The organism is Acidiphilium cryptum JF-5 (assembly GCF_000016725.1).
Lineage (GTDB): Bacteria > Pseudomonadota > Alphaproteobacteria > Acetobacterales > Acetobacteraceae > Acidiphilium > Acidiphilium multivorum.
In genome coordinates, this window is record NC_009484.1 from 617,286 (window position 1) to 638,902 (window position 21,617).

Annotated in this window: 16 protein-coding genes; 11 read left to right on the forward strand and 5 right to left on the reverse strand. The window is 68.4% G+C overall.

All coding sequences use genetic code 11. The features are described from left to right. Positions 1–10: 10 nt before the first annotated feature. Positions 11–1,654, reverse strand: a complete 1,644-nt coding sequence (gene cydC / locus ACRY_RS05210; protein ID WP_011941601.1) for a thiol reductant ABC exporter subunit CydC — start codon at positions 1,652–1,654, stop codon at positions 11–13. Further along, a complete protein-coding gene (gene cydD, locus ACRY_RS05215) occupies positions 1,654–3,336 on the reverse strand; it encodes a thiol reductant ABC exporter subunit CydD (RefSeq protein WP_043509066.1) in 1,683 nt (560 codons plus the stop codon). The genes cydC and cydD overlap by 1 nt, the downstream gene beginning before the upstream one ends. Before the next feature lie 201 nt (positions 3,337–3,537). On the opposite strand from cydD, the gene panC reads away from it, so the two are divergent. The 9 genes from panC to ACRY_RS05260 all read left to right on the forward strand — a co-directional run bounded on the left by panC (position 3,538) and on the right by ACRY_RS05260 (position 13,976). Continuing rightward, positions 3,538–4,374, forward strand: a complete 837-nt coding sequence (gene panC, locus ACRY_RS05220; protein WP_011941603.1) for a pantoate--beta-alanine ligase — start codon at positions 3,538–3,540, stop codon at positions 4,372–4,374. Positions 4,375–4,488: 114 nt separating this feature from the next. Then, positions 4,489–5,391 carry an EAL domain-containing protein gene (locus ACRY_RS05225; RefSeq protein ID WP_158320258.1) on the forward strand — a complete coding sequence of 301 codons (903 nt, stop codon included), beginning with the start codon at positions 4,489–4,491 and terminating at the stop codon, positions 5,389–5,391. Positions 5,392–5,442: 51 nt separating this feature from the next. Beyond that, on the forward strand, positions 5,443–5,775 hold the full coding sequence (locus tag ACRY_RS05230; protein ID WP_011941605.1) for a DUF3253 domain-containing protein: 333 nt from the start codon (positions 5,443–5,445) through the stop codon (positions 5,773–5,775). Then, on the forward strand, positions 5,775–6,257 hold the full coding sequence (locus ACRY_RS05235) for a DUF1499 domain-containing protein (RefSeq protein ID WP_007421456.1): 483 nt from the start codon (positions 5,775–5,777) through the stop codon (positions 6,255–6,257). Before ACRY_RS05230 ends, ACRY_RS05235 begins: the two co-directional genes overlap by 1 nt. Beyond that, positions 6,254–8,020: an ABC transporter ATP-binding protein/permease gene (locus ACRY_RS05240; RefSeq protein ID WP_007421454.1), complete on the forward strand. Its 1,767-nt coding sequence runs from the start codon at positions 6,254–6,256 to the stop codon at positions 8,018–8,020. The genes ACRY_RS05235 and ACRY_RS05240 overlap by 4 nt, the downstream gene beginning before the upstream one ends. A 15-nt stretch (positions 8,021–8,035) precedes the next feature. Then, complete coding sequence (locus ACRY_RS05245) at positions 8,036–8,962, forward strand: glycerophosphodiester phosphodiesterase (RefSeq protein WP_011941606.1); 927 nt, start codon at positions 8,036–8,038, stop codon at positions 8,960–8,962. 871 nt (positions 8,963–9,833) lie between these two features. Next, positions 9,834–10,880, forward strand: a complete 1,047-nt coding sequence (locus ACRY_RS05250; protein WP_011941607.1) for an HlyD family secretion protein — start codon at positions 9,834–9,836, stop codon at positions 10,878–10,880. Beyond that, positions 10,877–12,427 carry a DHA2 family efflux MFS transporter permease subunit gene (locus ACRY_RS05255; RefSeq protein ID WP_011941608.1) on the forward strand — a complete coding sequence of 517 codons (1,551 nt, stop codon included), beginning with the start codon at positions 10,877–10,879 and terminating at the stop codon, positions 12,425–12,427. The genes ACRY_RS05250 and ACRY_RS05255 overlap by 4 nt, the downstream gene beginning before the upstream one ends. After that, positions 12,417–13,976: an efflux transporter outer membrane subunit gene (locus ACRY_RS05260; protein ID WP_011941609.1), complete on the forward strand. Its 1,560-nt coding sequence runs from the start codon at positions 12,417–12,419 to the stop codon at positions 13,974–13,976. The genes ACRY_RS05255 and ACRY_RS05260 overlap by 11 nt, the downstream gene beginning before the upstream one ends. Positions 13,977–13,980: 4 nt before the next feature. Here the strand turns inward: ACRY_RS05260 and ACRY_RS05265 are convergent, their stop codons facing one another. Further along, a complete protein-coding gene (locus ACRY_RS05265) occupies positions 13,981–14,994 on the reverse strand; it encodes an LLM class flavin-dependent oxidoreductase (protein ID WP_011941610.1) in 1,014 nt (337 codons plus the stop codon). Positions 14,995–15,079: 85 nt separating this feature from the next. Then, complete coding sequence (locus ACRY_RS05270) at positions 15,080–16,309, reverse strand: NADP-dependent isocitrate dehydrogenase (RefSeq protein WP_007423101.1); 1,230 nt, start codon at positions 16,307–16,309, stop codon at positions 15,080–15,082. A gap of 115 nt (positions 16,310–16,424) precedes the next feature. On the opposite strand from ACRY_RS05270, the gene ACRY_RS05275 reads away from it, so the two are divergent. Both ACRY_RS05275 and ACRY_RS05280 read left to right on the forward strand, forming a co-directional pair. Continuing rightward, complete coding sequence (locus ACRY_RS05275; protein ID WP_007423100.1) at positions 16,425–17,153, forward strand: orotate phosphoribosyltransferase; 729 nt, start codon at positions 16,425–16,427, stop codon at positions 17,151–17,153. 469 nt (positions 17,154–17,622) lie between these two features. Continuing rightward, on the forward strand, positions 17,623–18,756 hold the full coding sequence (locus tag ACRY_RS05280; RefSeq protein WP_011941611.1) for a sensor domain-containing diguanylate cyclase: 1,134 nt from the start codon (positions 17,623–17,625) through the stop codon (positions 18,754–18,756). Positions 18,757–18,829: 73 nt separating this feature from the next. Here the strand turns inward: ACRY_RS05280 and ACRY_RS05285 are convergent, their stop codons facing one another. Then, the gene (locus ACRY_RS05285; protein ID WP_011941612.1) at positions 18,830–21,613 is read right to left on the reverse strand and encodes a glycoside hydrolase family 3 C-terminal domain-containing protein; all 2,784 of its coding nucleotides are present in this window, start codon (positions 21,611–21,613) and stop codon (positions 18,830–18,832) included. Between the last annotated feature and the right edge of the window lie 4 nt (positions 21,614–21,617).

Consider the following 21,617-nt stretch of genomic DNA (forward strand, 5'->3'; position numbering starts at 1 on the left):
TAACTCCTGATCATCTGGCCGCCGGCGTCAGCCTGCCGTTCTGCAGCCGGTAAACCCGGTCTAGTCTTTCGACCCCGGTCAGCCGGTGGGTGATCATCAGCACGGTGCGCCCCTCCAGCGTGTTGTTCAGCGTCGCGAGGAAAGCGCGCTCGGTCTCGAGATCGAGGCCCGAACACGGCTCGTCGAGGATCAGGATCGGCGCCGGGCTCAGCAGCGTGCGCGCCAGCGCGAGGCGTCGGCCCTGGCCGCCCGAGAACTGCGATCCCTGCTCGCCCACCCAGGCCTCCAGCCCGTCCGGCAGGGCGCGCACCATATCGGCGATGCGAGCCGCCTCCAGCGCGGCCCAAAGCGCGTCGTCATCCGCATCGTCGCGGCCAATCAGCAGGTTGTTGCGGATCGTGTCGGCGAACAGATGCGTCGTCTGCGACAGCCACGCGATCCGCCTTCGCACATCGGCCGAGCGCAGCGTGGCAATATCGGTGCCGCCGAGCCGGATCTGTCCTTCATCCGGCGAAACCAGTTTGAGGGCCAGCGCCGCGAGTGTGGACTTGCCCGCCCCGGACGGCCCGAGCACCGCGATACGAGATCCCGCCGGTATATCGAGCGACAGATCCTCGAACACCGCCTGCCCCTCCGGTGTCCAGCGGAAGGCGACATGTTCGAAGGCGAGCGCGTTGCTCCCCGGCATCGGCGCCGGCCGCGCCGGATCGCGCACCCGCGGCTCGGCCTCGGCGGCCTGCAGAACGCGTGAGGCGGCGGCGGAGGCGCGGCCCGCCGTCACGCCCGCCCGGGGCATGCCGCCCACTACCTCGAAGGCGGCAACGACGACGAACACCGCCACCACCACCGCGACCGGATTCGCGCCATGAATCAGCAGCACCGCAAGCAGTGCCGCCTGGGTGGCCAGAAACGCGAGGCCCTGGAGCGCCCCTCCGCGCGCGGCGAGGTCGCGTTCGGCCCGGAACAGCCGCGATTCCTGCCATTGCACGCCGGCGAGCATCCGGCCCTCGGCCTCGTAGACCTTGATTTCGCGGAGTCCGGTCAGCGTATCGAGAACCGAAACCCGCAATGCGCCGCCCGCCTCGGTCTCGTCCGCCGCGGCCGCCCGCGCCGCGAGCATTGCCCGCCACGGCATCACGAAGGCGACCACGGCGAAGAGCACGAGCACCAGGGCGGCGGCGGTATCGTCGTCGCGCCCGACCGCGACCAGCAGCGCCGGCACCAGCATCGCCGCCCCGAGCAGGGGGATCAGCAGGCGCAGCAGCACGCCGTCCAGCGCCTCGATGTCGTTCACCAGCCGCGCCAGCACATCCCCGGAGCGGCGGAAGCCAAGGCCGCCGGCGGCGCTGCGCGCGAGCCCGCGGTAGAACCAGAGCCGCAGCGCCGCCAGCGCGCGGAATGTCGCGTCATGCGTCGTCAGCCGTTCAAGATAGCGCAGCACGACCCGCGCGACGCCGGTCACCTCCAGCGCCACCGGTACCGCGAGGGTGATGCCGAGCGCGGCGGCGGCGATATAGTGGCCGGCCGCCGCCATCAGCGCGATCCCGGCGGCAAGCGAGGCCAGTGCCACCAGCGCGCCGAACACGATCGCCGGCGCCTGCCGCCGCCAGATCAGGATCACCCGCAGCAGCGGCGCCAGCACGGAGTCCGTCATCACGCCACCCCCTCGAGCCGCGCGGTCTGTGCCGCGCCAAGATCGAGCTTGCGGCCGCTGAATTCATGCGCGAAGGCCGCGTGGCTGGCCAGCACCACGGTCCGCCCGATCGCCAGCCGCTTGAGGCTTTCCACCACCTCGCGCTCCGTCGCCGGGTCGAGCTGCGCGGTCGGTTCGTCGAGCAGCAACAGGCTGGCATCCTTGAGAAAGGCGCGGGCAATGGCGATCCGCTGCGCCTGCCCGCCCGACAGCCCGTAGCCGCCTTCGCCGATCCGCGTCGCCAGCCCCTCCGGCAGCCGCTCGGCAAATTCGTTCACGCGCGCAAGGCGCACCGCCTCCAGCAGTTCGGCCTCGCTCGCTTCCGGTCGCCCGAGCCGGATGTTCTCCTCGATCGTCCCGGCGAACAGCACCGGCCGCTGGCTGATGAGCGCCGTCATGCGGGCGAGCGCTGTCGGCACGATCGTCTCGATCGGTGCGCCGTTCAGCGTAATCCGCCCCGATTGCGGCCGGATATAGCCAAGCAGCAGCTCGATGATGGTCGATTTCCCCGATCCCGACGGGCCGACCAGCATCATCGTCTCGCCCGCGGGCAACTGGAAGCTCAGATCCCGCAGCACGGGGCCGCGTTCCTGGTCCCAGGCGAAGCCGACGCCTTCAAAGGCGATGGTGATGCCCTGGGCTGGCACATTGCGGATCGCGTCCGGCGGCACCGCCGCCACCGCCGGTTCGGGCAGGCCGACAAGGTCTTCGGCCGCGGTCTGTGCCGTCATCCGGTCCTGATACACGGCCGAGAAGGCGCGGAACGGCGCGAAGAATTCCGGCACCAGCAACACGCAGAACAATGCGGTCGGCGCCAGCGCCGTCTGGCCGGCGAGCAGCGGGCCGGCGAACCGGATGGCAATTCCAACCAGTGCCGCCGCGGCAAGCAGGTCGAGCGCGGTGGCGTTGAGAAAGGCAACCCGCAATATGCGCATCGTGCGCAGGCGCAGTTCGTCCGCGGCGCGCCCAAGCGCTGCGGCCTCGGTTTCGGCGCGCCCCGCCAGCACAATGGTGGCGATGCCGCGCACACGGTCCAGGAAGCGGGTCTGCAGGCGCGTCATGGCGGTGAACTGTCGCCGGGCCGCGACGCCGGTGCCAATTCCGGTGATCGCCATGAACATCGGCACCAGGAGGCCGGCGCATGCGAGGATCACACCGCTGCGCCAGTCGGCGATCGCCGCGGCGAGAGCGACGAGCGCCGGCCCGATCGCGGCGAGCCGCGCCGCAGGAAGCCAGCGTCCGTGGAGCCCGTTCATCGCCTCGATGCGGTCGACGACGATGATCGAGAGTTCTGCCGAATGCCGCCCGCGCAGCAGCCCCGGCCCGGCGCTCATCAGCCGTCCCAGCGTATCGCTGCGCAGCCGCCGGCGCGCGGCGATGCCGAGCCGGCTCGCCTCGTGTTCCTGCCCGACGATCAGCGCGGCCCGCACCAGGGCGGCGGTGACGAAGCCGAGTCCAAGGAGCGCCGTCGGCAGCCGCCCCGGTGCGATCGCGGCGGCAAGCAACCCGGCCGCGCAGGCGATCTGCCCGATCGCAACCAGCACCGAGGCGACGCCGAGCCCGATCGCGAGCCGCGCGCGCCGTCCTCCAAGCCTGATTTCCTGACGGATCCACTGTTTCGCGGGAGACGATTGCCGTGCCATGCTGGCTACATATAAGCAGTTCGCCCATTTCAAAAGCGCGGCATCTCCTGCCGGTCGGTTGGCTCGCGGATTGTTTATGTTTTCACGAATATGTCACGCCGCCGCTTCCGTCATGCCGCATGCCCGCTGCCGGGCATGGACGCCGCGACCGGTTTCGCCCAAAAACCCCCGGCAACTCGTGGCCGTTCACGGAGAGACAGCATGCAGATCGTCCGCAATGTTCCGGACCTCCGCGCCGCCCGCGCGGCGCTGACGGATGGTGGCCGCGCCCGCCTCGCCCTGGTGCCGACCATGGGCGCGCTGCATGAGGGGCATCTCTCGCTCGTCCGCGCCGCGCGCGAGGCCGGCCACGTCGTTGCGGCGTCGATTTTCGTCAACCCCACCCAGTTCGGCCCGAACGAGGACTTCACCCGCTACCCGCGCGACCCCGAGCGCGACTGCGCCCTGCTCGCCGAAGCCGGGTGCGCGCTGGCCTGGCTGCCCGAGGTCTCCACGATGTATCCGCCCGGCGATGCCACCTCGGTCGAGGTTGCCGGCCTGTCCGTCGTGCTTGAGGGCGCGGTCCGTCCCGGCCACTACCGCGGCGTCGCGACGGTGGTGGTCAAGCTCCTCGGCCAGGTCCGTCCCGATGCCGCCTATTTCGGCGAGAAGGACTGGCAGCAGGTGCAGGTAATCCGCCGCGTCGCGGCCGACCTGTTCCTGCCGGTCGAGATCGTTGTCGGCCCCACCCTGCGCGAGAAGGATGGCCTCGCCATGTCATCGCGCAACCGCTATCTCGACCCTGCGGACCGCGCCCGTGCCCCGCTTCTCCACCAGGTGCTCCGCCGGGTGCGCGCCGCGCTGCGTGACGGCGAGCCCGCGGCGGCGGCGCTGGCCGCCGGCCGGCGGGCGCTCGCTGAGGGCGGCTTCATCGTCGACTATCTCGAACTGGTGGACGCCGGGACCCTCGCGCCGCTGACCGCTCCGGACGACGGCGCCCGTCTTCTCGCCGCCGCGCGGCTCGGCACGACCCGCCTGCTCGACACGGTCGCAGTCTGAAAAATCGAGACGCCGCAGGATGATGGTCGCATTTATGTTGCACCGTTAAGCTATATTTTACCTCGCTGCGCCATCATCACTGCCAGGTGTTCAGCCGTGATGGAGCAAAGGCGCTTGAGTTTACCCCAGTCTCCGGACCTTCAGCCGTCCTCTGGCCTGATGCCCGTGCAGTCGCGCCGTCCTGTCGCCGGGCGGACCGAGTCGGAGCGTCGGGAACGCGCCTCGCTTCGCCGTCTCGAGGCGGGCGAGCAGCGCAAGCGCGCCGCCCGCCTCGCCGAGGCTCTCCGCAATGACAGCTTTGTTCTGCGCTACCTGCCGCGGCTCGATCTCGCGTCCCCCGGCGATGGCTTCGTCTCGGCCGAACTGTGGCTCGGCCTGCCGAATCGCCGCCGCGGGCTCATGCCCGTGGCGCCGCTCCTCCGCGGGATCGACCGCGCGCCGCTTCGCCACGAGATGTTATGCCACACGCTGCGCATCGCGGCGGAAGAACTGGCCTGCGGGCCGCCGCGCTGGCAGATTTCGGTGCCGATGTCCGGCCATGCGCTGGCGGACGGCCTGATCGGCGAGGTCGCGCTGCAGACCTTGGATCCCCTGGGCATCGAGCCGCACCGGATCGACATCCTGATCGACGAGGCCGAACTCGTCATCGGCGGTGATCTGTTGCAACAGCAGATCGCCAGCCTGCGCGAAGCCGGAATCGGCGTCACCCTCGAAGGGTTTGGGAACGCGTTCGGCGGCCTCGCGCTGCTCTCCCGGCTCCCGTTCACCGGCCTCAAGCTCGATCGCCGGCTGGCGCATGCGCTCGTGAACGATCCGGCCGGACCGGACGTGGTGCTGATCCGTGCCGCGATCGATATTGCGCGCCGCTACGACGTCCTCGTCTCGATCGACGGGATCGAGACCGAGACGGAATTGCAGAAGGCCCGCGAACTCGGCATCGGCCAAGCTCAGGGACCGTGGGTCGGCCCGGCATTGCCGGCGGATGTGATGCGCGCGCGGCTGCGGCTGAACGGCTGAACCCGCCACCGGAACTTGCCCGAGGCCCCGATCCGGGCCAGAGAATGCGCGATGACCGTCGTTCCGCATTCCGCCAGGCCTTCCGCCCCCGCGACTCCCGACGAGGCTGGCCGCGCCATCCGCGCCACCCTTGCGGACCGCCGTCCGGGCGCCTCGATCTGTCCGACCGATGCCGCCCGCCAGATCGCCGCCGCGCGCGGCGAAACCGCGCCGGACGCCTGGCGCCGCCATCTTGCCGCCGTCCGCCGTGCCGCCGGGGATCTTGCGCGCCGGGGCGAAATCATCATCCTTCGCAAGGGCAGGGCCGTCGACCCCGACGCGATGCGCGGCGTGATCCGTCTGCGCCTGCCCGGCGTCGAGGCCGAAACAACGGAGGAAACCTGATGGCCGTTGGCATCCTGCCGCTGCTGCTGAGTCTGATCTTCCCTGCCTGCGGCAAGGCCGGGGCTGCCGGGGTCAAGCCGCCCGGTTTCGTCGATTTCACCCATCTCACGCTGCCGTCATCGCCGAACAAGGCGCTTGCAGCCCCCGCCGGCTTCATCCCGAAACCCGCCTTTGACACGCCGCGCTACGCTCTGCCCCCTGCCGCGCTTTACGCGCTGGTCGCGCGTGTCGCCGGCGCCGAGCCACGCACCTACACGCTCGACGCCTTTCCCGACCGGCTGCAGCAGGCCTGGGTGGCCCGCACGCCGGCGGCCAATTTCCCCGACGTGGTGATCGCCCAGATCCGCCCCGACCCGGCCGGCGGCAGCGATCTCATTCTCTATTCCCACTCGATCTACGGCTATTCCGATTTCGGCACGAACGCGGCGCGCCTCCAGCGCTGGCTCTCGGCGATCGGCCGGGCGGCGGAGGCCCATCCATGAAATTCCTCCGAGCGGTCGGTGCCGCGCTCGCCGATGCCTGGCGCCTCGCCAAGCCCTATTTCAGCTCGGAAGAACGCTGGGCGGCGCTGGCCCTGCTCGGCACCATCATCGCGCTCAACCTGATCTCGGTCTATCTCAACGTCCTGTTCTCCTACTGGTACAAGATCTTCTACAACGCGCTGCAGGCGAAGGACGCCGCGGGTTTCTGGCAGTCGATCTTCACCTACAAGATGATCAAGGGCTATCCCTGGTTCGTCCCCGGCTTCACCGAGATCGCGACCTTCAACATCCTGGTCGGCGTCTACGCCTTCTACCTCCAGCAGATGCTGGAGATCCGCTGGCGCCGCTGGATCACCGAGAATTTCGTCACCGACTGGCTGGGCAACCGCGCCCATTACCAGCTCAGCCTGAAGGCCGAGGCCGGCAGCCCGCTCGACAACCCCGACCAGCGCATCGCCGATGACCTGCGCAGCTTCGTCTCGAACAACCTCTCGCTCGGCATCAGCTTCATCTCGAACATCGTGAACCTGCTCAGCTTCATCTTCGTGCTCTGGTTCCTGGTGCCGCCGCTGCATCTCCTTGGTCTGGTCATCCCCGGCTACCTGGTCTGGATCGCGATCATCTACTCGCTGGTCGGCACCTACCTGACCCATGTGATCGGCTGGAAACTGATCCCGCTGAGCTTCCAGCAGCAGCAGGTCGACGCCGATTTCCGCTTCAACCTGATCCGCGTGCGCGAGAACACCGAGCAGATCGCGCTTTATGGCGGCGAGGCCGAGGAAGGCGTCGGCCTCAAGCAGCGCTTCCATGCGATCTACCTGAACTGGTGGAAGATCATGAAGCGCACCAAGGCGCTGAACTTCTTCACCATCGGCTTCAGCCAGGTGGCGATCATCTTCCCGATCCTGATCGCCGCCCCCGGTTATTTCTCCGGCCTGTTCACCCTCGGCCTGCTGCTGCAGATCAACAACATCTTCGGCAACGTGCAGGGTTCGTTCTCCTGGTTCGTCTCGTCCTACCCGCAACTGGTCGGCTGGCGCGCCACCGTGCAGCGTCTCGACGGGTTCGAGCGCGCGGTGAAGCTGGCGCACGCGCACCGGCCCGACCACGTCGCCGTGGCGGCGGATGCCGCGCTGCACGCCGAGGACCTGACCGTCTCCCTGCCCGACGGGCGCGAGCTGTTCGCCGGCGCCAACCTCGCGATCGAGCGTGGCGAACCGGTCGTGATCACCGGCCCCTCCGGCACCGGCAAATCGACCCTGTTCCGCGCGCTCGCCGGCATCTGGCCGTTCGGCCGAGGCCGGGTCTCCCGGCCGTCCGGCACGGCGATGTTCCTTCCCCAGAAGCCCTATTTTCCGCTCGGCTCGCTCAAGCGCGCCGTCGCCTATCCGCAGCAGGAATACGATGTGGACGACGAGGCGGTGCGCGCCGCGCTCGATGATGTCGGTCTCGGCGGGCTCGGCCTGCGCCTTGAACATGTCGACAACTGGTCGCTCCGCATGTCCGGCGGCGAGCAGCAGCGTCTCGCTCTCGCGCGCGTGCTGGTCGCGAAGCCGGACTGGCTGTTCCTCGACGAGGCGCTGTCCGCGCTCGACGAGGAGGCCGCCGCCAGCCTCTTCGCGATGCTGCGCGCCCGCCTGCCGGCGACGCAGATCGTCTCGATCGCCCATCATGACAGCGTCATTCGCCTGCACCCGCGGCGGTTGCGGGTCAGGCGGGGCGAGGGCGGCCATGCCCGTGTCGACGAAGCCGAAACAGCCTGATCACGGAGCGACCGCATGAATGAGCGAATGCCTTCCCCGCGCCCCATGGCGTTGTTCGGCCATCGCGGCGCCCGAGGCCTGTTGCCGGAGAACACGCTGGAGGGCTTCGCGAGCATCGCCGCGCTCGACCTGACCGGCGCGGAATTCGATGTCGGCCTTACCGCCGACGGCGTCGCGGTCGTGCATCACGATCCCCGCCTCAATCCCGATATCGCGCGCGATGCCGACGGCGCCTGGCTCGCGCCGGATGCCGCCCCCCTGCTGCGCGAGCGCACCCTCGCCGATCTAGGCAGCTTCGATGTCGGCCGCCTGCGGCCGGGATCGGACTACGCGGCGCGCTACCCGGAGCAGACGCCCGCCGACGGCGCGCGAATTCCCACCCTCGATGCCGTGATCGCCGCGCTGTCCGGGCGGGATCTGCTGATCGAGGTGAAAACCTTCCCCGACCGTCCCGGCCTCACCGCGCCGCCCGAGCGGATCGCCCAGGCGGTGATCGCCTGCCTCAACCGGCACGACGCGCTCGACCGGGCCGTGCTCTTCGCCTTTGACTGGCGGGTGCTGCGTGCGGCGGCGGCGGCGGCGCCGGCGCTGCGCCGCTGCTGCCTGACCGAGCCGGAGACGGTCAGCGCCGGCCCGCTCTGGCTCGATGGCTGCGACCTAGGCGCATTTGGCGGCAATCTCCCGCGCGCCGTGGCTGCCACGGGTGCCGTGTGCTGGGCGCCGTTTCATGCCACGCTCGAGGAGGACGATGTCCGTGAGGCTCATGCGCTCGGCCTCGCCGTGCTGCCCTGGACGGTCAATGCGCCGGAGGCGTTTGACCGGATGATCCGGCTTGGCGTGGACGGCATGATTTCCGACCGGCCTGATCTCGCGCGCGCCGCTATCGGGCGCGCCGGCCTGCAGGTCGCCGGCCCCGGCTTCGTCGCTGCCATGGCACGCTGAATCCCAGAAATTCGCCCGCCGCGCGGCGTGGAACAGGAACTGACGCAGCGCCGGCGCCCGCCAGCCGTCCTCGTCGAGCAGAATGTCGACCGGCGCGAACAGCTCATGCGCATGGGCGATATTGCATGCCGCGAACTCCCGGAAATGCTTGGTCTTGAGCGCGTAGAGCACGCGCATGTCGCGCACCGGCAAGGCAATTGCGGTCTCGGGGGCGGTGTCGAACAGGCCGGCGCGCTCCCAGCGCGGCGTCGCGTCGCGCTCGTCGACCGGCCGGCGGAGCCACACGGCCGGGCACGAGACCAGCAGCGAATGCAGGCTCGGCGTGTAGCGGGACCGCTTGTCGAGCAGGTTCTGCAGGCTGCCGCAGACCTCGACGGCGAAAATGTCCACATAGGGATCGGCGCCGGTTCCGCCGAACCAGAGCCACAGCCCGTCCGGGAAGGTCCGCATGCGGGAGGCGCCGGGAATTTTCAGGGACGGGGCGTCGTTTTCCATCGCCGGCCCCGGCCGGGCCTTGAGCCACACGCCGCGGCCGCGCGGATCCGCGTGTTCGAGGCCGGGAGGCGTCTGCGGCCAGGCCCGGATCCGTTCGCGCACGAAAGCGTCCATCGTCTGAAAATGCGTCATTTTTCATCCATCCCGATAGTAGCACACTGCAAATTACTACCTTAGGTAGTATCATGTCTCCCGGTTCGGTTTGCAAGCCGAATCGGCATTGAGGCTAAAACTTTATTAATTTATGGATTTTCCATCGACGCGCCGCGCCATTCCCGTTACGGAAGCATCGTTCCGCGCGCTGTGCGGGTGGAGCCAGGCCATGGCGCCTTGGCGCCCGGTGACAGCCGATCCGGCGATGGGATAAGGTCATTCCATGAACGAATTGAAGGAGAGAAGCGAGAATCGCCCAGCGGTCTCGCGGGCCACACCGGTCGACGGCTCGCGCAGGAGCCGCCGGCCCTTCATCATTCTGGTCCTGGTGCTGCTTGGCCTCGCCGGCGCCAGCCTCGTCTACTGGTGGCGCACCAGGGATTTCGCCTCGACCACCGACGCCGAGATCGACGGCTCGATCCACCAGATCGCCCCGCGCATTTCCGGTCAGGTCGTCGCCGTGCTCGTCAAGGACAACCAGCATGTCGTCCGCGGCCAGCTTCTGGTCCGCCTCGATGACGGCACGCAGAAAGTGGCGCTCGACCGGGCCGAGGCCGAACGGGCCCAGGCCCAGGCCCAGCTCGGCGCCCGCGAGGCCGATCTCGCCGAGGCGCGCGCCAATGTCGAGGTGGCCGACGCGACCCTCTTCCGGGCGAAGCGCGACGAGGCGCGCTACGCGAAGGTCGACCCCCGCGCGGTCACGCCCACGACGCGCGACGCCATTGCGGCCGATCTGCGCGCCGCCGTCGCCCGCACCGATGCGGCGCGCCAGCAGGTCAAGGCCGCGCAGGCCGCCGTCGCCGCGGCGGACGCCGCGGTGAAGGCCGCCGGCGTCGCGGTCGAGAATGCCCGGCTCGAACTCGGCTATACCGAGATCCGGGCCCCGGTCTCCGGCTGGGTGGCCAAGAAGACCGTCCGCACCGGCAATGTCGTCGGCGCGGGCACCGCGATGATGGCCGTCGTCGGCGACCATGTCTGGGTCACCGCGAATTACAAGGAAACCGAGCTGGGCGCCATCCGCCCGGGCCAGAGCGTGAATGTCTATGTCGATGCCGTGCCGGGCGTCGCCTTCCACGCGCGGGTCGCCAGCATCCAGCACGGCACCGGCAGCATCTTCTCCCTGCTGCCGGCCGAGAATGCCACCGGCAACTACGTGAAGGTGGTCCAGCGCGTGCCGGTCCGCATCGAGTTCGACGACAGCCGGATCTCCCGCTACCTGCTGGCCCCGGGCATGTCGGTCGAGCCCTATATCCGCATCCGCGGCAAATGAGCCTGCTCTACGCCTCCCGGCCGAACACGCCGCGTTCGGCTGCGGGGCTCTACAACCCCTGGCTGATCGTGGCGATGGTGGCGCTCGCCCCGTTCATGGAGGTGCTCGACACCACCATCGCCAATGTCGCGCTCACCCATATCGCCGGCTCGCTGGCGGTCAGCCCCGACGAAAGCACCTGGGTGCTGACCTCCTACCTCGTCTCGAACAGCATCATACTGCCGATCACCGGCTGGCTGCAGGACGTCGTCGGCCGCAAGCGGCTGTTCCTGATCTGCGTGGCGCTGTTCACCGCGAGTTCCGTCTTCTGCGCGGTCTCCACCTCGCTGACCATGCTGATCGTCGCCCGTGTGCTTCAGGGGCTTGGCGGCGGCGGCCTGCAGCCCATCACCCAGTCGATGTATGCCGACAGTTTCCCCGCCGAGAAGCGCGCCCAGGTCTTCGCCGTGTTCGGCCTCGTCATCATCGTCGCCCCGGCCACCGGCCCGATCCTCGGCGGCTGGCTGACCGACCATCTCTCGTGGCACTGGGTGTTCCTGATCAACCTGCCGATCGGGCTGATCGCCTTCACCCTGATCGCGATATTCGTCGACGAGCCGGAACTTCTGGTCCGCGAGCGCGCGGCGCGCCTCGCCGGCGGCCTGCGCTTCGACTGGCTCGGCCTGCTGCTGGTCGCCGTCGGCTTCGGCGCGCTGCAGATCTTCCTCGACAAGTTCTCGATCGATGACGGGTTCGGCAGCTTCTTCATTCGCAGCCTGTTCGCGGTCTGGGCGGTCTCGCTCTCCACCCTGGTCGTCTGGGAATGGGGCCACCCCGAGCCGGTGGTGAACGTGCGCCTCTTCGCCCATCGCAATTTCGCGATTTCCTGCCTCGTGATGTTCGTGATCGGCTTCATCCTGCTCAGCACCACCCAGCTCCTGCCCCAGCTGACCCAGACGCTGATGGGCTACTCCTCCGAAACCGCGGGTTTCGCGCTGGCGCTGGGCGGCCTCGCCACGATCGGGCTGATGCCGCTGGCCGGCGTCGTCACCGGCCGGATCATCCCCGCCCGGGTGCTTCTGGTCGGCGGCCTGGTCGAAACCGGCATCGCGCTGATCTTCCAGTCCCACCTCGCGCCGAATGCCTCGTTCTATACGATCTCGATCGATCGCGTCCTGCAGGTGATCGCGCTGCCCTTTCTGTTCATCCCGATCTCGGCGCTCTCCTATGTCGGCCTGCCGCCGGCCCGCAACGGCGACGCCTCGGCGATCATCAACCAGGTCCGCAACATCGGCGGCAGCATCGGCATCTCCTTCGTCACCACGCTGCTGGCCTGGCGCACCCAGTTCCACCATGCCAGGCTGGCAGAGTCCGTCACACCGTATGCCAGCCTGCACGGTCAGACCCTTTCGCAGATCGGCGCGGCGGTGCAACATCAGGCAGCATTCATGAGCTATCTTGACCTGTTCCACATTCTGGGCCTGATGGCCCTGCTGGTCTGGCCGGTCGTGCTGCTGCTGAGCACCCCGTCGAGTCCCGCTGCCGAAGGAGTCGTCTATGAGATCTGAGGTTTTTGCTCCCCGCCTGCGCCGGCGCGCCCTCATGGGCACGGCGATGCTCGCCGCCATGGCGCTCGGCGGCTGCGAACTCGGGCCGAATTTCCATGCGCCCCGGACCAGGACGGCCGCTTCCTTTCTCGCCAATCGTCCGGCGCTGACCTCGCCGGACACGGTCAGCCAGGGCAAGGTCGACCTCGCCTGGTGGCAGAGCTTTGACGATCCGGCTCTGACCACGCTGGAGCACGAGGCCATCGCCCGCAATCTCGACGTGAAGGCCGCCACCGAGCGCCTCGCCGAAGCCGAGGCCCAGGCGCAGATCGAGGGTGCCGCCCTCTACCCGAACCTCAATTTCTCCGGCTCCTACACGCGCGAGAAGCCGAGCAACAAGGGCGTGTTCACCGCCCTCAGCGGCGGCGGATCGACCTCGACCAGCACCAATGCCGGCTCCACCGCCAGCGGCAGCTCGACATCGATCGGCGGCGGCGGCCTGCCCGGCTCCGAGCTGCAGCCCTTCAACCTCTTCCAGTACGGCTTCTCCTCGGTCTTCGATTTCGACCTCTGGGGCAAGAACCGCCGCGCCGTCGAGGCCTCGCTCGCCGCCGTCCAGGCGTCGCGCGATGCCCGCCGCGCCGTCCTCCTCAATACCGAGGCCGAGGTGGCGCACGACTACATCAACCTGCGCGCCCAGCAGGCGGTCCTCGCCATCACCAGGCGCAACCTCGCCAGCGCCGAGCACATCGCCAACCTGACCCGCCAGCGCGAGCAGGCGGGCCTCGCCAACGCGCTCGACGTCGCCGATGCCCAGGCCCAGGCCGAATCCGTCCGCGCCCAGATCCCCACCCTGCGAACCGCGATCGCGGCGGACATCAACCAGCTCAGCCTGCTGCTCGGCGAGGGCCCGGAAGCGCTCCGCGCCCAGCTCGTGACCGCGAAGCCGATTCCGCCAGTGCCCCCGGTGGTGCCGATCGGCCTGCCCTCCCAGCTGCTCCAGCGCCGTCCGGACATCCGCGAGGCGACCGCCCGCCTGCACCAGGCCACCGCCGAGATCGGCGTCGCGACGGCGAGCTTCTTTCCCGACATCTCCCTCGCCGGCTCGGTTTCGCTGCAGGCGCTGCAATTCTCGAACCTGAACCAGCTCTCCGCCGTCACCTACGCAATCGGCCCGCAGATCACCATGCCCCTCTTCGAGGGCGGGCGCCTGCGCGGCGAGCTCCACCTGCGAAAGGCGCAGCAGCGCGAGGCCGCGGTGAACTACGCGAAAACCGTGCTCACCGCCTTCCACCAGGTCGACAATGCGCTGACCGCCTATGACGAGGAGCAAAAGACCCAGGCGGCGCTGCAGGCCGATGTCACCCAGACCCGCCGCGCCCTTTCACTCGCCCAGGAACGCTACCGCGAAGGCCTGATCGACTACCTGCAGGTTCTCACCGCGCAGCAATCGGAGCTGGCGGCCGAACAGGCGCAGGCGCAGAGCCAGGCCAAGATCTCGACCGATCTCGTTTCGCTGTACCAGGCGCTCGGCGGCGGCTGGGAGCAAAACGAGCCGGCGGCCGGCTGACGCCTCAGGCGGCCTTGCTCAGGCCGCCGCGTATCTCGCGCACGATGTCGTAGCTGCGCCGGCGCGCCGCGTGGTCGTGGATCTGGCAGGCGATCATCAGTTCGTCCGGCCGGAACTCCGCCACGAAGCCGGCGAGCTTCGCCGCCACCCGTGCCGGCCCGCCGACCATCGCATAGGCCAGCGCGTGCTCCACCCCGGCACGTTCGCGCTCGCTCCAGAACCCGTCGAGCGGCGCCGGGCGGGGCAGCAGGCCGGGCTGGCCGCGACGGAGATTGACGAAGGCGCGCTGCTGCGAGGTGAACAGGAACTCAGCCTCCCCGTCATCCGGCGCCGCGCAGACCGTAACGCAGATCATCGCATGCGGCTTCGCCAGCCGAGCCGAGGGTTGGAACCGCGTGCGATACAGCGTCAGCGCCGCACCCAGCAGGTCGGGCGCGAAATGCGCGGCGAAGGCGAAGGGCAGGCCAAGGGCCGCGGCGAGTTCGGCCGAGAACGTGCTCGATCCGAGCAGCCAGAGCGGCACGTCGAGCCCTTCGCCCGGCACCGCGCGCACCCTCTGCTCCGCGGCCGCCGGCTGGAAGTAGGATTGCAGCTCGATCACGTCCTCGATGAAGCGCGCCTCGGTCCCCTCCATGTTCCGCCGCAGCGCGTGGGCGGTGCGTGGGTCGGTGCCCGGCGCGCGGCCGAGCCCGAGATCGATCCGCCCCGGATGCAGCGCGGCCAGCGTGCCGAACTGCTCGGCGATCACCAGCGGCGCGTGGTTGGGCAGCATCACCCCGCCCGAGCCGATTCGGATCCGCGTCGTCGCCTGCGCCACATGCGCGATCACCACCGATGTGGCGGCACTCGCGATTCCGGGCATGTTGTGGTGTTCGGCCAGCCAGTAACGGTTGAAGCCGAGGGCCTCGGCGTGGCGGGCGAGGTCGATGCTGTTGCGCAGCGCATCGCCCGGCGTCGCGCCATCCGGCACGGGGGCGAGGTCGAGAACCGAGAACGGGATGCTTTCCATCATCCCCATATAGGGAAGGCACCCCGTCTTTCAGTCAATGATGCTGTCCGGTGTGCGGCCCTGCGATCCGGGGATGGATCCCAGGGCCCCACCATCACGCGGCCTGGCGCTTCGCCATCGCCGCCTGCAGGTTCTCGTCGAGCTTGGCGAGGAAGTCCTGCGTGGTCATCCAGGGCTGGTCCTTCGAGATCAGCAGCGCGAGGTCCTTGGTCATGAACCCGCTTTCCACCGTCTCGACGCAGACGCGCTCCAGCGTCTCGGCGAACTCGGTCACCTCGGGCGTCTCGTCGAACTTGCCGCGATAGGCGAGGCCGCGGGTCCACGCGAAGATCGAGGCGATCGGGTTGGTCGAGGTCGGGCGGCCCTTCTGGTGCTCGCGATAGTGGCGGGTCACGGTGCCGTGCGCCGCCTCGCTCTCCACCGTCTTGCCATCCGGGCTCATGAGCACCGAGGTCATCAGCCCGAGGCTGCCGAAGCCCTGCGCGACGATGTCGCTCTCCACATCGCCGTCATAGTTCTTGCAGGCCCAGATATAGCCGCCGTTCCACTTCAGCGCCGAGGCGACCATGTCGTCGATCAGCCGGTGCTCGTAGGTCAGGCCGCGCTTGTCGAACTCCGCCTTGAACTCGGCGTCGAAGATCTCCTGGAACACGTCCTTGAACATGCCGTCATAGGCCTTGAGGATGGTGTTCTTGGTCGAGAGATAGACCGGATAGTTCCGCGCCAGCCCGTAATTGAAGCTCGCCCGCGCGAAGCCCTCGATCGAGGCCTTGGTGTTGTGGATGCCGAGCGCGACGCCGGGGCCCTTGAAATCGTGCACGTCGAGGATCAGCGGCTTGCTGCCATCGGCCGGGATGTAGGAGAGCTGCACCTTGCCCGGGCCGGGGATCTTGGTTTCGGCGGCGCGGTAGATGTCGCCATAGGCATGGCGGCCGATCACGATCGGCTGCGACCAGTGCGGCACCAGGCGCGGCACGTTCGCGCAGATGATCGGCTCGCGGAAGATCGTGCCGTCGAGGATGTTGCGGATCGTCCCGTTCGGGCTGCGCCACATCTGCTTGAGATTGAATTCCTTGACGCGCGCCTCGTCCGGCGTGATCGTCGCGCACTTCACCGCGACGCCGTATTCCTTCGTTGCCAGCGCCGAGTCGACCGTCACCTTGTCGTCCGTGGCATCGCGGTTCTCGATCCCGAGATCGTAGTATTTCAGGTCGACATCGAGATAGGGCAGGATCAGCTTGTCCTTGATGAACCCCCAGATGATCCGGGTCATCTCGTCGCCGTCCATCTCGACGATCGGGTTCTTAACCTTGATCTTGGCCATTCCGAAGCTCCTTGCGCCAGTTTGAGCCGGTCTAGCCACGCCTCCGCCCCGCCGCAAGACGGTGGACGGCAGGGCAGGGGTGTTCTAGGACGTCGGCCAGAACCGGAGGGATATCATGACGTCTGGCCTGGGCCACGCGACCGACTGGGACCGTGACGCCGCGCTCACCGCGGCCCGCATCCTGCTCGAAATCAGGGCGGTGAATTTCCGCCCCGAGGAACCCTACACCTTCACTTCGGGCTGGAAGGCGCCGGTCTATATCGACTGCCGCAAGATCATCTATTTCCCCCGCGCCCGCGCCAAGATCTGCGAACTCGGCGTCGAGAAGCTCTACCGCCATGTCGGCTTCGAGACGATCGAGGCCGTCGCCGGCGGCGAGACCGCCGGCATCCCCTACGCCGCCTGGATGGCCGACCGCATGGGCCTGCCGATGGCCTATGTCCGCAAGAAGCCGAAGGGCTTCGGCCGCAACGCCCAGATCGAGGGCGACGTGCCGGAGGGCAGGAACACCCTCCTCGTCGAAGACCTCACCACCGATGGCGGATCAAAAATCCACTTCGCCAACGCGCTGCGCGAGGCCGGGGCGATCTGCAACCACGTCTTCGTGGTGTTCTACTACGGCGTCTTCCCCGGCAGCCTGAACACGCTGGCCGAGATGGGCATGTCGCTGCACCATCTCTGCACCTGGTGGGACGTGCTGGAAGCCTGCCGCGGCGGCGACTACTTCCCCGAGGCGACCCTGGCCGGCGTGCGCAAGTTCCTGGAAGACCCGGTGGCCTGGTCGGCGAAGCATGGCGGCGTCGCCAGCGCGGAGGAGGCCGCGGCCTTCAAGGCGTCGAAATAGGAAACCCGGGCCGGATGGAGTCCGATGCTGCCAGCCCCACGGCTCGCGCGGCACCGGAACGCCGGCGCCCCCCGGCCCGTCGCCGGACCCGTCGGCTTGCTGGCGGTCATGCGGCAACCCTGAATTCCGCCGAGCTTATGAACGTGCTGAAGACGGCCGTGGCGGAACCGGCCCCGTCCGCGGCCGATCGCCGATCGTGGCCTGGCGTCAGGCAATGATGGTCTGCCGTCGCCAATTTGATTAATTTTGAAACGATTATCGATAATTTGAATAATTCGATAAATAATTTTTGACTCGTAATTTTAATTGGATTTAAAGACTAAAAGGATAATTATCCAAAATTATCCCAATGTCTGCTCATGAAACGTGTGGATATGCCAAGAACCGGTGCGGGCTCCATCGTCCATTTTTCCCTGCATGTCCGAACGTTTCGAGGCGCCATCACAAGACAGTGTCGCTGGGGCGGGGGATGACCGAGTCCACAGCTTTCTACCGCGAGCGCCGCGCGCCTCTTCCGCCATTTTCCGCAATACTGGGGACCGATCAGGCCGAACGGCTGGCAATCGGCCTGACACTCATTTCGATGGCGCTTTATCTGTTCTGCCTGGTCGCGGAATGGATCGGCGTCTCGTTGAATCTAGTCGATGCCACGCAGTCGCTATGGCTGACCATCGTGGCGCTGGGCGGCGAAGTCGCGTTCTACGTGCTGCTCAGGAGCGGGATCAGCAGGCGCTGGCCGGATCCGACGCTCAGCCTGCCGCAGATGGTCTTCGCCATCACGCTGCTCGGTGCCGCCTATCTGATCAACCCGCAGGTACGCGGCGAATTGCTGATGCTGGCCGCCCTGGTCCTCGAATTCGGCGCGTTCCAGCTCCCGCCCCGCCGGTGCCGGGATCTGGGCTGGTTTGCCGTCGCGGTCTTCGGTGTCGCGATGGCCATCGGCGCCACGGTCTCTCCGGATCGCTTCGATCCGCGTATCGAGGTGTTCCAGTTCGCGCTGATGCTGGCGTTCCTGCCGGTGATTGCCGGCATCGCCGGCAAGCTGAGCCAGATGCGCCTCGACCAGAAACAGCAGCGCCGGCAGCTTCGCGACGCGCTGAAACAGGTGCAGATCCTCGCAACGCGTGATGAACTGACGGGACTGCCAAATCGCCGCCACGCGCTTGAGTTGATCGAGCGCGAAACCGCCCGCGCCTGCCGCAGCGGTGCCCCGCTCTGCGTCGCCATTCTCGATCTCGACCATTTCAAGCGGATCAACGACACGTTTGGCCACGGCGTGGGCGATGAGGTGCTTCGCACCTTCGGCCGCGAGGGGCGTCTCGTGCTGCGCGCCGACAATATCTTCGCCCGGTGGGGCGGCGAGGAATTCATCCTCGTCATGCCGGACAGCACGCTGATCGACGCGCAGACCATCGTTCGCCGGCTGCGCGAGCATATGGCAAGCCCGGAATGCTGGGCGTCATGCCTGCGCGCCAGAACGACATTCTCGGCCGGGATCGCCGAGTTCCTGGTCGGCGAAACCCTGGACGAGACATTCATCCGCGCCGACGCGGCGCTTTACGAGGCCAAGAAGCTCGGCCGGGACCTGACGATGACCGCCTGATGTCCCCAGGCTCTTCGTGATACGCCCCCGGGCCTGGCGGCCCCGCCCCTGAACCGGCCGCGCCGGCATCCCTTCATCGGGCCGCGAGCGTGATCATCGCGCCGCTGTCCCGCGTCGCCGTGACACATCCTGCGTCGGCCCCCCTGGTGCAATGTCTCGCGCCGAGTTGCGCAACCGCCCGCAGCGCATAGGTCCCCGCCGCCGCCCAGCCGGGGGGCGTGACCGTGAAGGTCGCGCGAACCGCCTCTCCAGGCTGGATGCCTTCCCCTGCCGCGGAACCGATGGCGGAAACCCGCCATCCCGCCGGCGCGTCGAGCCTCAGCCGCACGTGCCGGAGCGTCGCCTCGCCGCCGGCCGAGAGCGACACCTTCACCTTGACGGGCTGGCCGGGGATGGCCTGTTCCGGCGCCTCGACCAGCACATTCCGGGCGCCGACCGTCTGCGGCATCGGGAACGAAACGCGTTGCGCGAGATGGGCATCGTCGGCGGCATCGCCGAGATACAGCCGATAGGTGCCGGGCGAGGCCGTCCAGCCCGAACCGTGCCACCACCAGGTCTGCCGCGGCGTCACCGTGAAGCGGAGACGCTTCGACTGCCCCGGAGCAAGCCGGACGCGGCGGAAGCCGACGAGCTTGAGGGGCGCCTCGCCCGCGCTGCGCGGGAAACGGAGATAGAGCTGGGCGACGTCGCTGCCGGCAACCTTGCCGGCATTCGTGACGAGGGCGGATACGACGACCGGGCGTGTCCCGTCGCCGGGGCCGGAGACGACCTTCAGGTCGCTGAACGCGAAATGCGTGTAGGAGAGGCCAAACCCGAACGGGAACAGCGGCCTGACATGATGCGCCGAATACCAGCGATAGCCGACGTCGATTCCCTCGGAATAGTCGACCCTGCCGCCCGTGCCGGGAAAGCGCGCCACCGGCGCGGTCGGCATGTCGGCGAGGTGTGCGGGGAACGTGACCGGCAGGTGCCCGCCGGGATCGGCCTTGCCGAACAGGATCGCGGCCAGGGCCGTTCCGTTGGTCTCGCCCGGATACCACGCATCAACGACCGCGGCGACCTTGCCGAGCCAGGGCATGGCGACCGGCGCTCCGGCATCGATGACCACGACCGTGTGCGGATTTGCCGATGACACCGCCTCGATCAGTCGGTTCTGGGCGGACGGCAGGTCGAGATCGGGCCTGTCCGCCGCTTCCGACTCGGTGTCGTCCGCCACCACCACGATGGCGACGGCGGCCCGTCGCGCCGCCGCGACCGCGCGCGCGATATCGGGCCGCAGGGTCGATGGCGTGGCCCAGGTCAGGCGCGACGCGGCGCCGGTGACGCCGAGCCTGTACCGCTCGCCCTTCCGCAGTTGCACCGCGGCGGAATAGGTGGAAACCGGCGGCGTGCCGGGATCGCTCAGCAATTCCCTGCCATCGAGCGAGAGATCGGTGGGCGCATAGCAATGGCACGGGTTGGTGATGCCGAGCACGTAGGTGCCGGTCTCCGGCGCGGTGAGCACGGCCTGGAACGAACCGTGCAGGGGCGTGGGCCGGAACGGACCCGAAAGCGCCGAGGGCGGGATCGGCGTCAGCGCCTTGTCGGCGGGCAATCCCGCCACGTAGTCGACGTGGCGCGTCATCCCCGGCGCGTGATCGATGCCGGCGAGCGGCGGGACCGGCTGCATGGGCACCACGTTGGCGCTGCCGCCGCCGGCGTAGACAGGCTGGATCGATGCGGCGGGCCCGATGACCGCGATCGTCCCGCCATGGCCCGGATCGAGCGGCAGGACGTTTCCATCATTCTTGAGCAGCACCGTCCCGGCTTCGGCGATCCGGGTCGCCGCCAGGCGATCCGCCCGGGTCGCGACGATGGCCGTGGTGCTGCCCTGGGGCGGATGATCGAACAGCCTGAAGCGGAACATTTCGGCGAGGATATGCCGCGTCATCGTCTCCGGCACGCTGCGGGCGAGCTTTCCGGCCGCGACCGCCTGCGTCAGCCGCGCGCCGAAATAGGTCGCGAAGGGCTGCTCCATATCGGCGCCGGCGGCCGCGTCGGCCGTTGCGTGAATGGCCTGATAGTCGGAGGTGACGAAGCCGCGGAATCCCCAGTCCGCGCGCAGCACGCCGGTCAGCAACGCCTTGTCGCCGCAACTCTCATGCCCCCCGATCGTCGCATAGCCGCACATGATCGAGGCCACATGGGCGCGCCGCACGGCGGCGCGAAAGGCGGGGAGGTAGATTTCATGCAGCGCGCGGGGCGAGACGATGACGTCGTCCTCCGGGGTGTTGCGATAGGTCTCCTGGTTGTAGACGGCGAAGTGCTTCACTTGCGCCATGACGCCGGTGGACTGGATGCCCCGGATCTCGGCAACGCCGATCCGGGCGGCCAGATAAGGGTCTTCCGAGAGGGATTCGAAAGACCGCCCCCAGCGCGGATCGCGATCGATGTTCACGGTCGGCCCGAGATCGACGGCGGTTCCCTTCGCCTTCTGCTCGGCGCCGATCACCGCCCCGTAGCGCCGCGCGAGCGACGGATCCCAGGTCGCGGCGAGCGCCACGCCGGCGGGCAGGGCCGTGACGCCGCCGAGCTTGTCGCCGACACCGGCTGGCCCATCCTCGAGACCCATGGGCGGAATGCAGAACCGCTTGAGTCCCCTGGTGTAGAACACGTAGGGTTCATGCGTTCCCGCTCCGGCAATCAGATCCGTCTCGTCGCCGGGCGTCAGGGCATGGAGCAGCAGCGCCGTGCGGCGTGCCGTCGAAAGATGGTCGTTGCGCCAGGCGCATCCCGCCGCTTGCGGGGCGGCATGGGCGGCGCGGACCGCCAGGATCGCCGAGAGGGACAGCAGAGCGGCAAGGGGCATCCGGCGCATCGGT

Coding starts and splice junctions, on each gene's coding strand:
- ACRY_RS05285 (WP_011941612.1), bottom strand. CDS start 21,613: ATGCGCCGGATGCCCCTTGCCGCTCTGCTGTCCCTCTCGGCGATCCTG.
- panC (WP_011941603.1), top strand. CDS start 3,538: ATGCAGATCGTCCGCAATGTTCCGGACCTCCGCGCCGCCCGCGCGGCG.
- ACRY_RS05245 (WP_011941606.1), top strand. CDS start 8,036: ATGAATGAGCGAATGCCTTCCCCGCGCCCCATGGCGTTGTTCGGCCAT.
- cydC (WP_011941601.1), bottom strand. CDS start 1,654: ATGACGGACTCCGTGCTGGCGCCGCTGCTGCGGGTGATCCTGATCTGG.
- ACRY_RS05240 (WP_007421454.1), top strand. CDS start 6,254: ATGAAATTCCTCCGAGCGGTCGGTGCCGCGCTCGCCGATGCCTGGCGC.
- ACRY_RS05260 (WP_011941609.1), top strand. CDS start 12,417: ATGAGATCTGAGGTTTTTGCTCCCCGCCTGCGCCGGCGCGCCCTCATG.
- ACRY_RS05255 (WP_011941608.1), top strand. CDS start 10,877: ATGAGCCTGCTCTACGCCTCCCGGCCGAACACGCCGCGTTCGGCTGCG.
- ACRY_RS05230 (WP_011941605.1), top strand. CDS start 5,443: ATGACCGTCGTTCCGCATTCCGCCAGGCCTTCCGCCCCCGCGACTCCC.
- cydD (WP_043509066.1), bottom strand. CDS start 3,336: ATGGCACGGCAATCGTCTCCCGCGAAACAGTGGATCCGTCAGGAAATC.
- ACRY_RS05280 (WP_011941611.1), top strand. CDS start 17,623: ATGACCGAGTCCACAGCTTTCTACCGCGAGCGCCGCGCGCCTCTTCCG.
- ACRY_RS05235 (WP_007421456.1), top strand. CDS start 5,775: ATGGCCGTTGGCATCCTGCCGCTGCTGCTGAGTCTGATCTTCCCTGCC.
- ACRY_RS05250 (WP_011941607.1), top strand. CDS start 9,834: ATGAACGAATTGAAGGAGAGAAGCGAGAATCGCCCAGCGGTCTCGCGG.
- ACRY_RS05265 (WP_011941610.1), bottom strand. CDS start 14,994: ATGGGGATGATGGAAAGCATCCCGTTCTCGGTTCTCGACCTCGCCCCC.
- ACRY_RS05275 (WP_007423100.1), top strand. CDS start 16,425: ATGACGTCTGGCCTGGGCCACGCGACCGACTGGGACCGTGACGCCGCG.
- ACRY_RS05270 (WP_007423101.1), bottom strand. CDS start 16,309: ATGGCCAAGATCAAGGTTAAGAACCCGATCGTCGAGATGGACGGCGAC.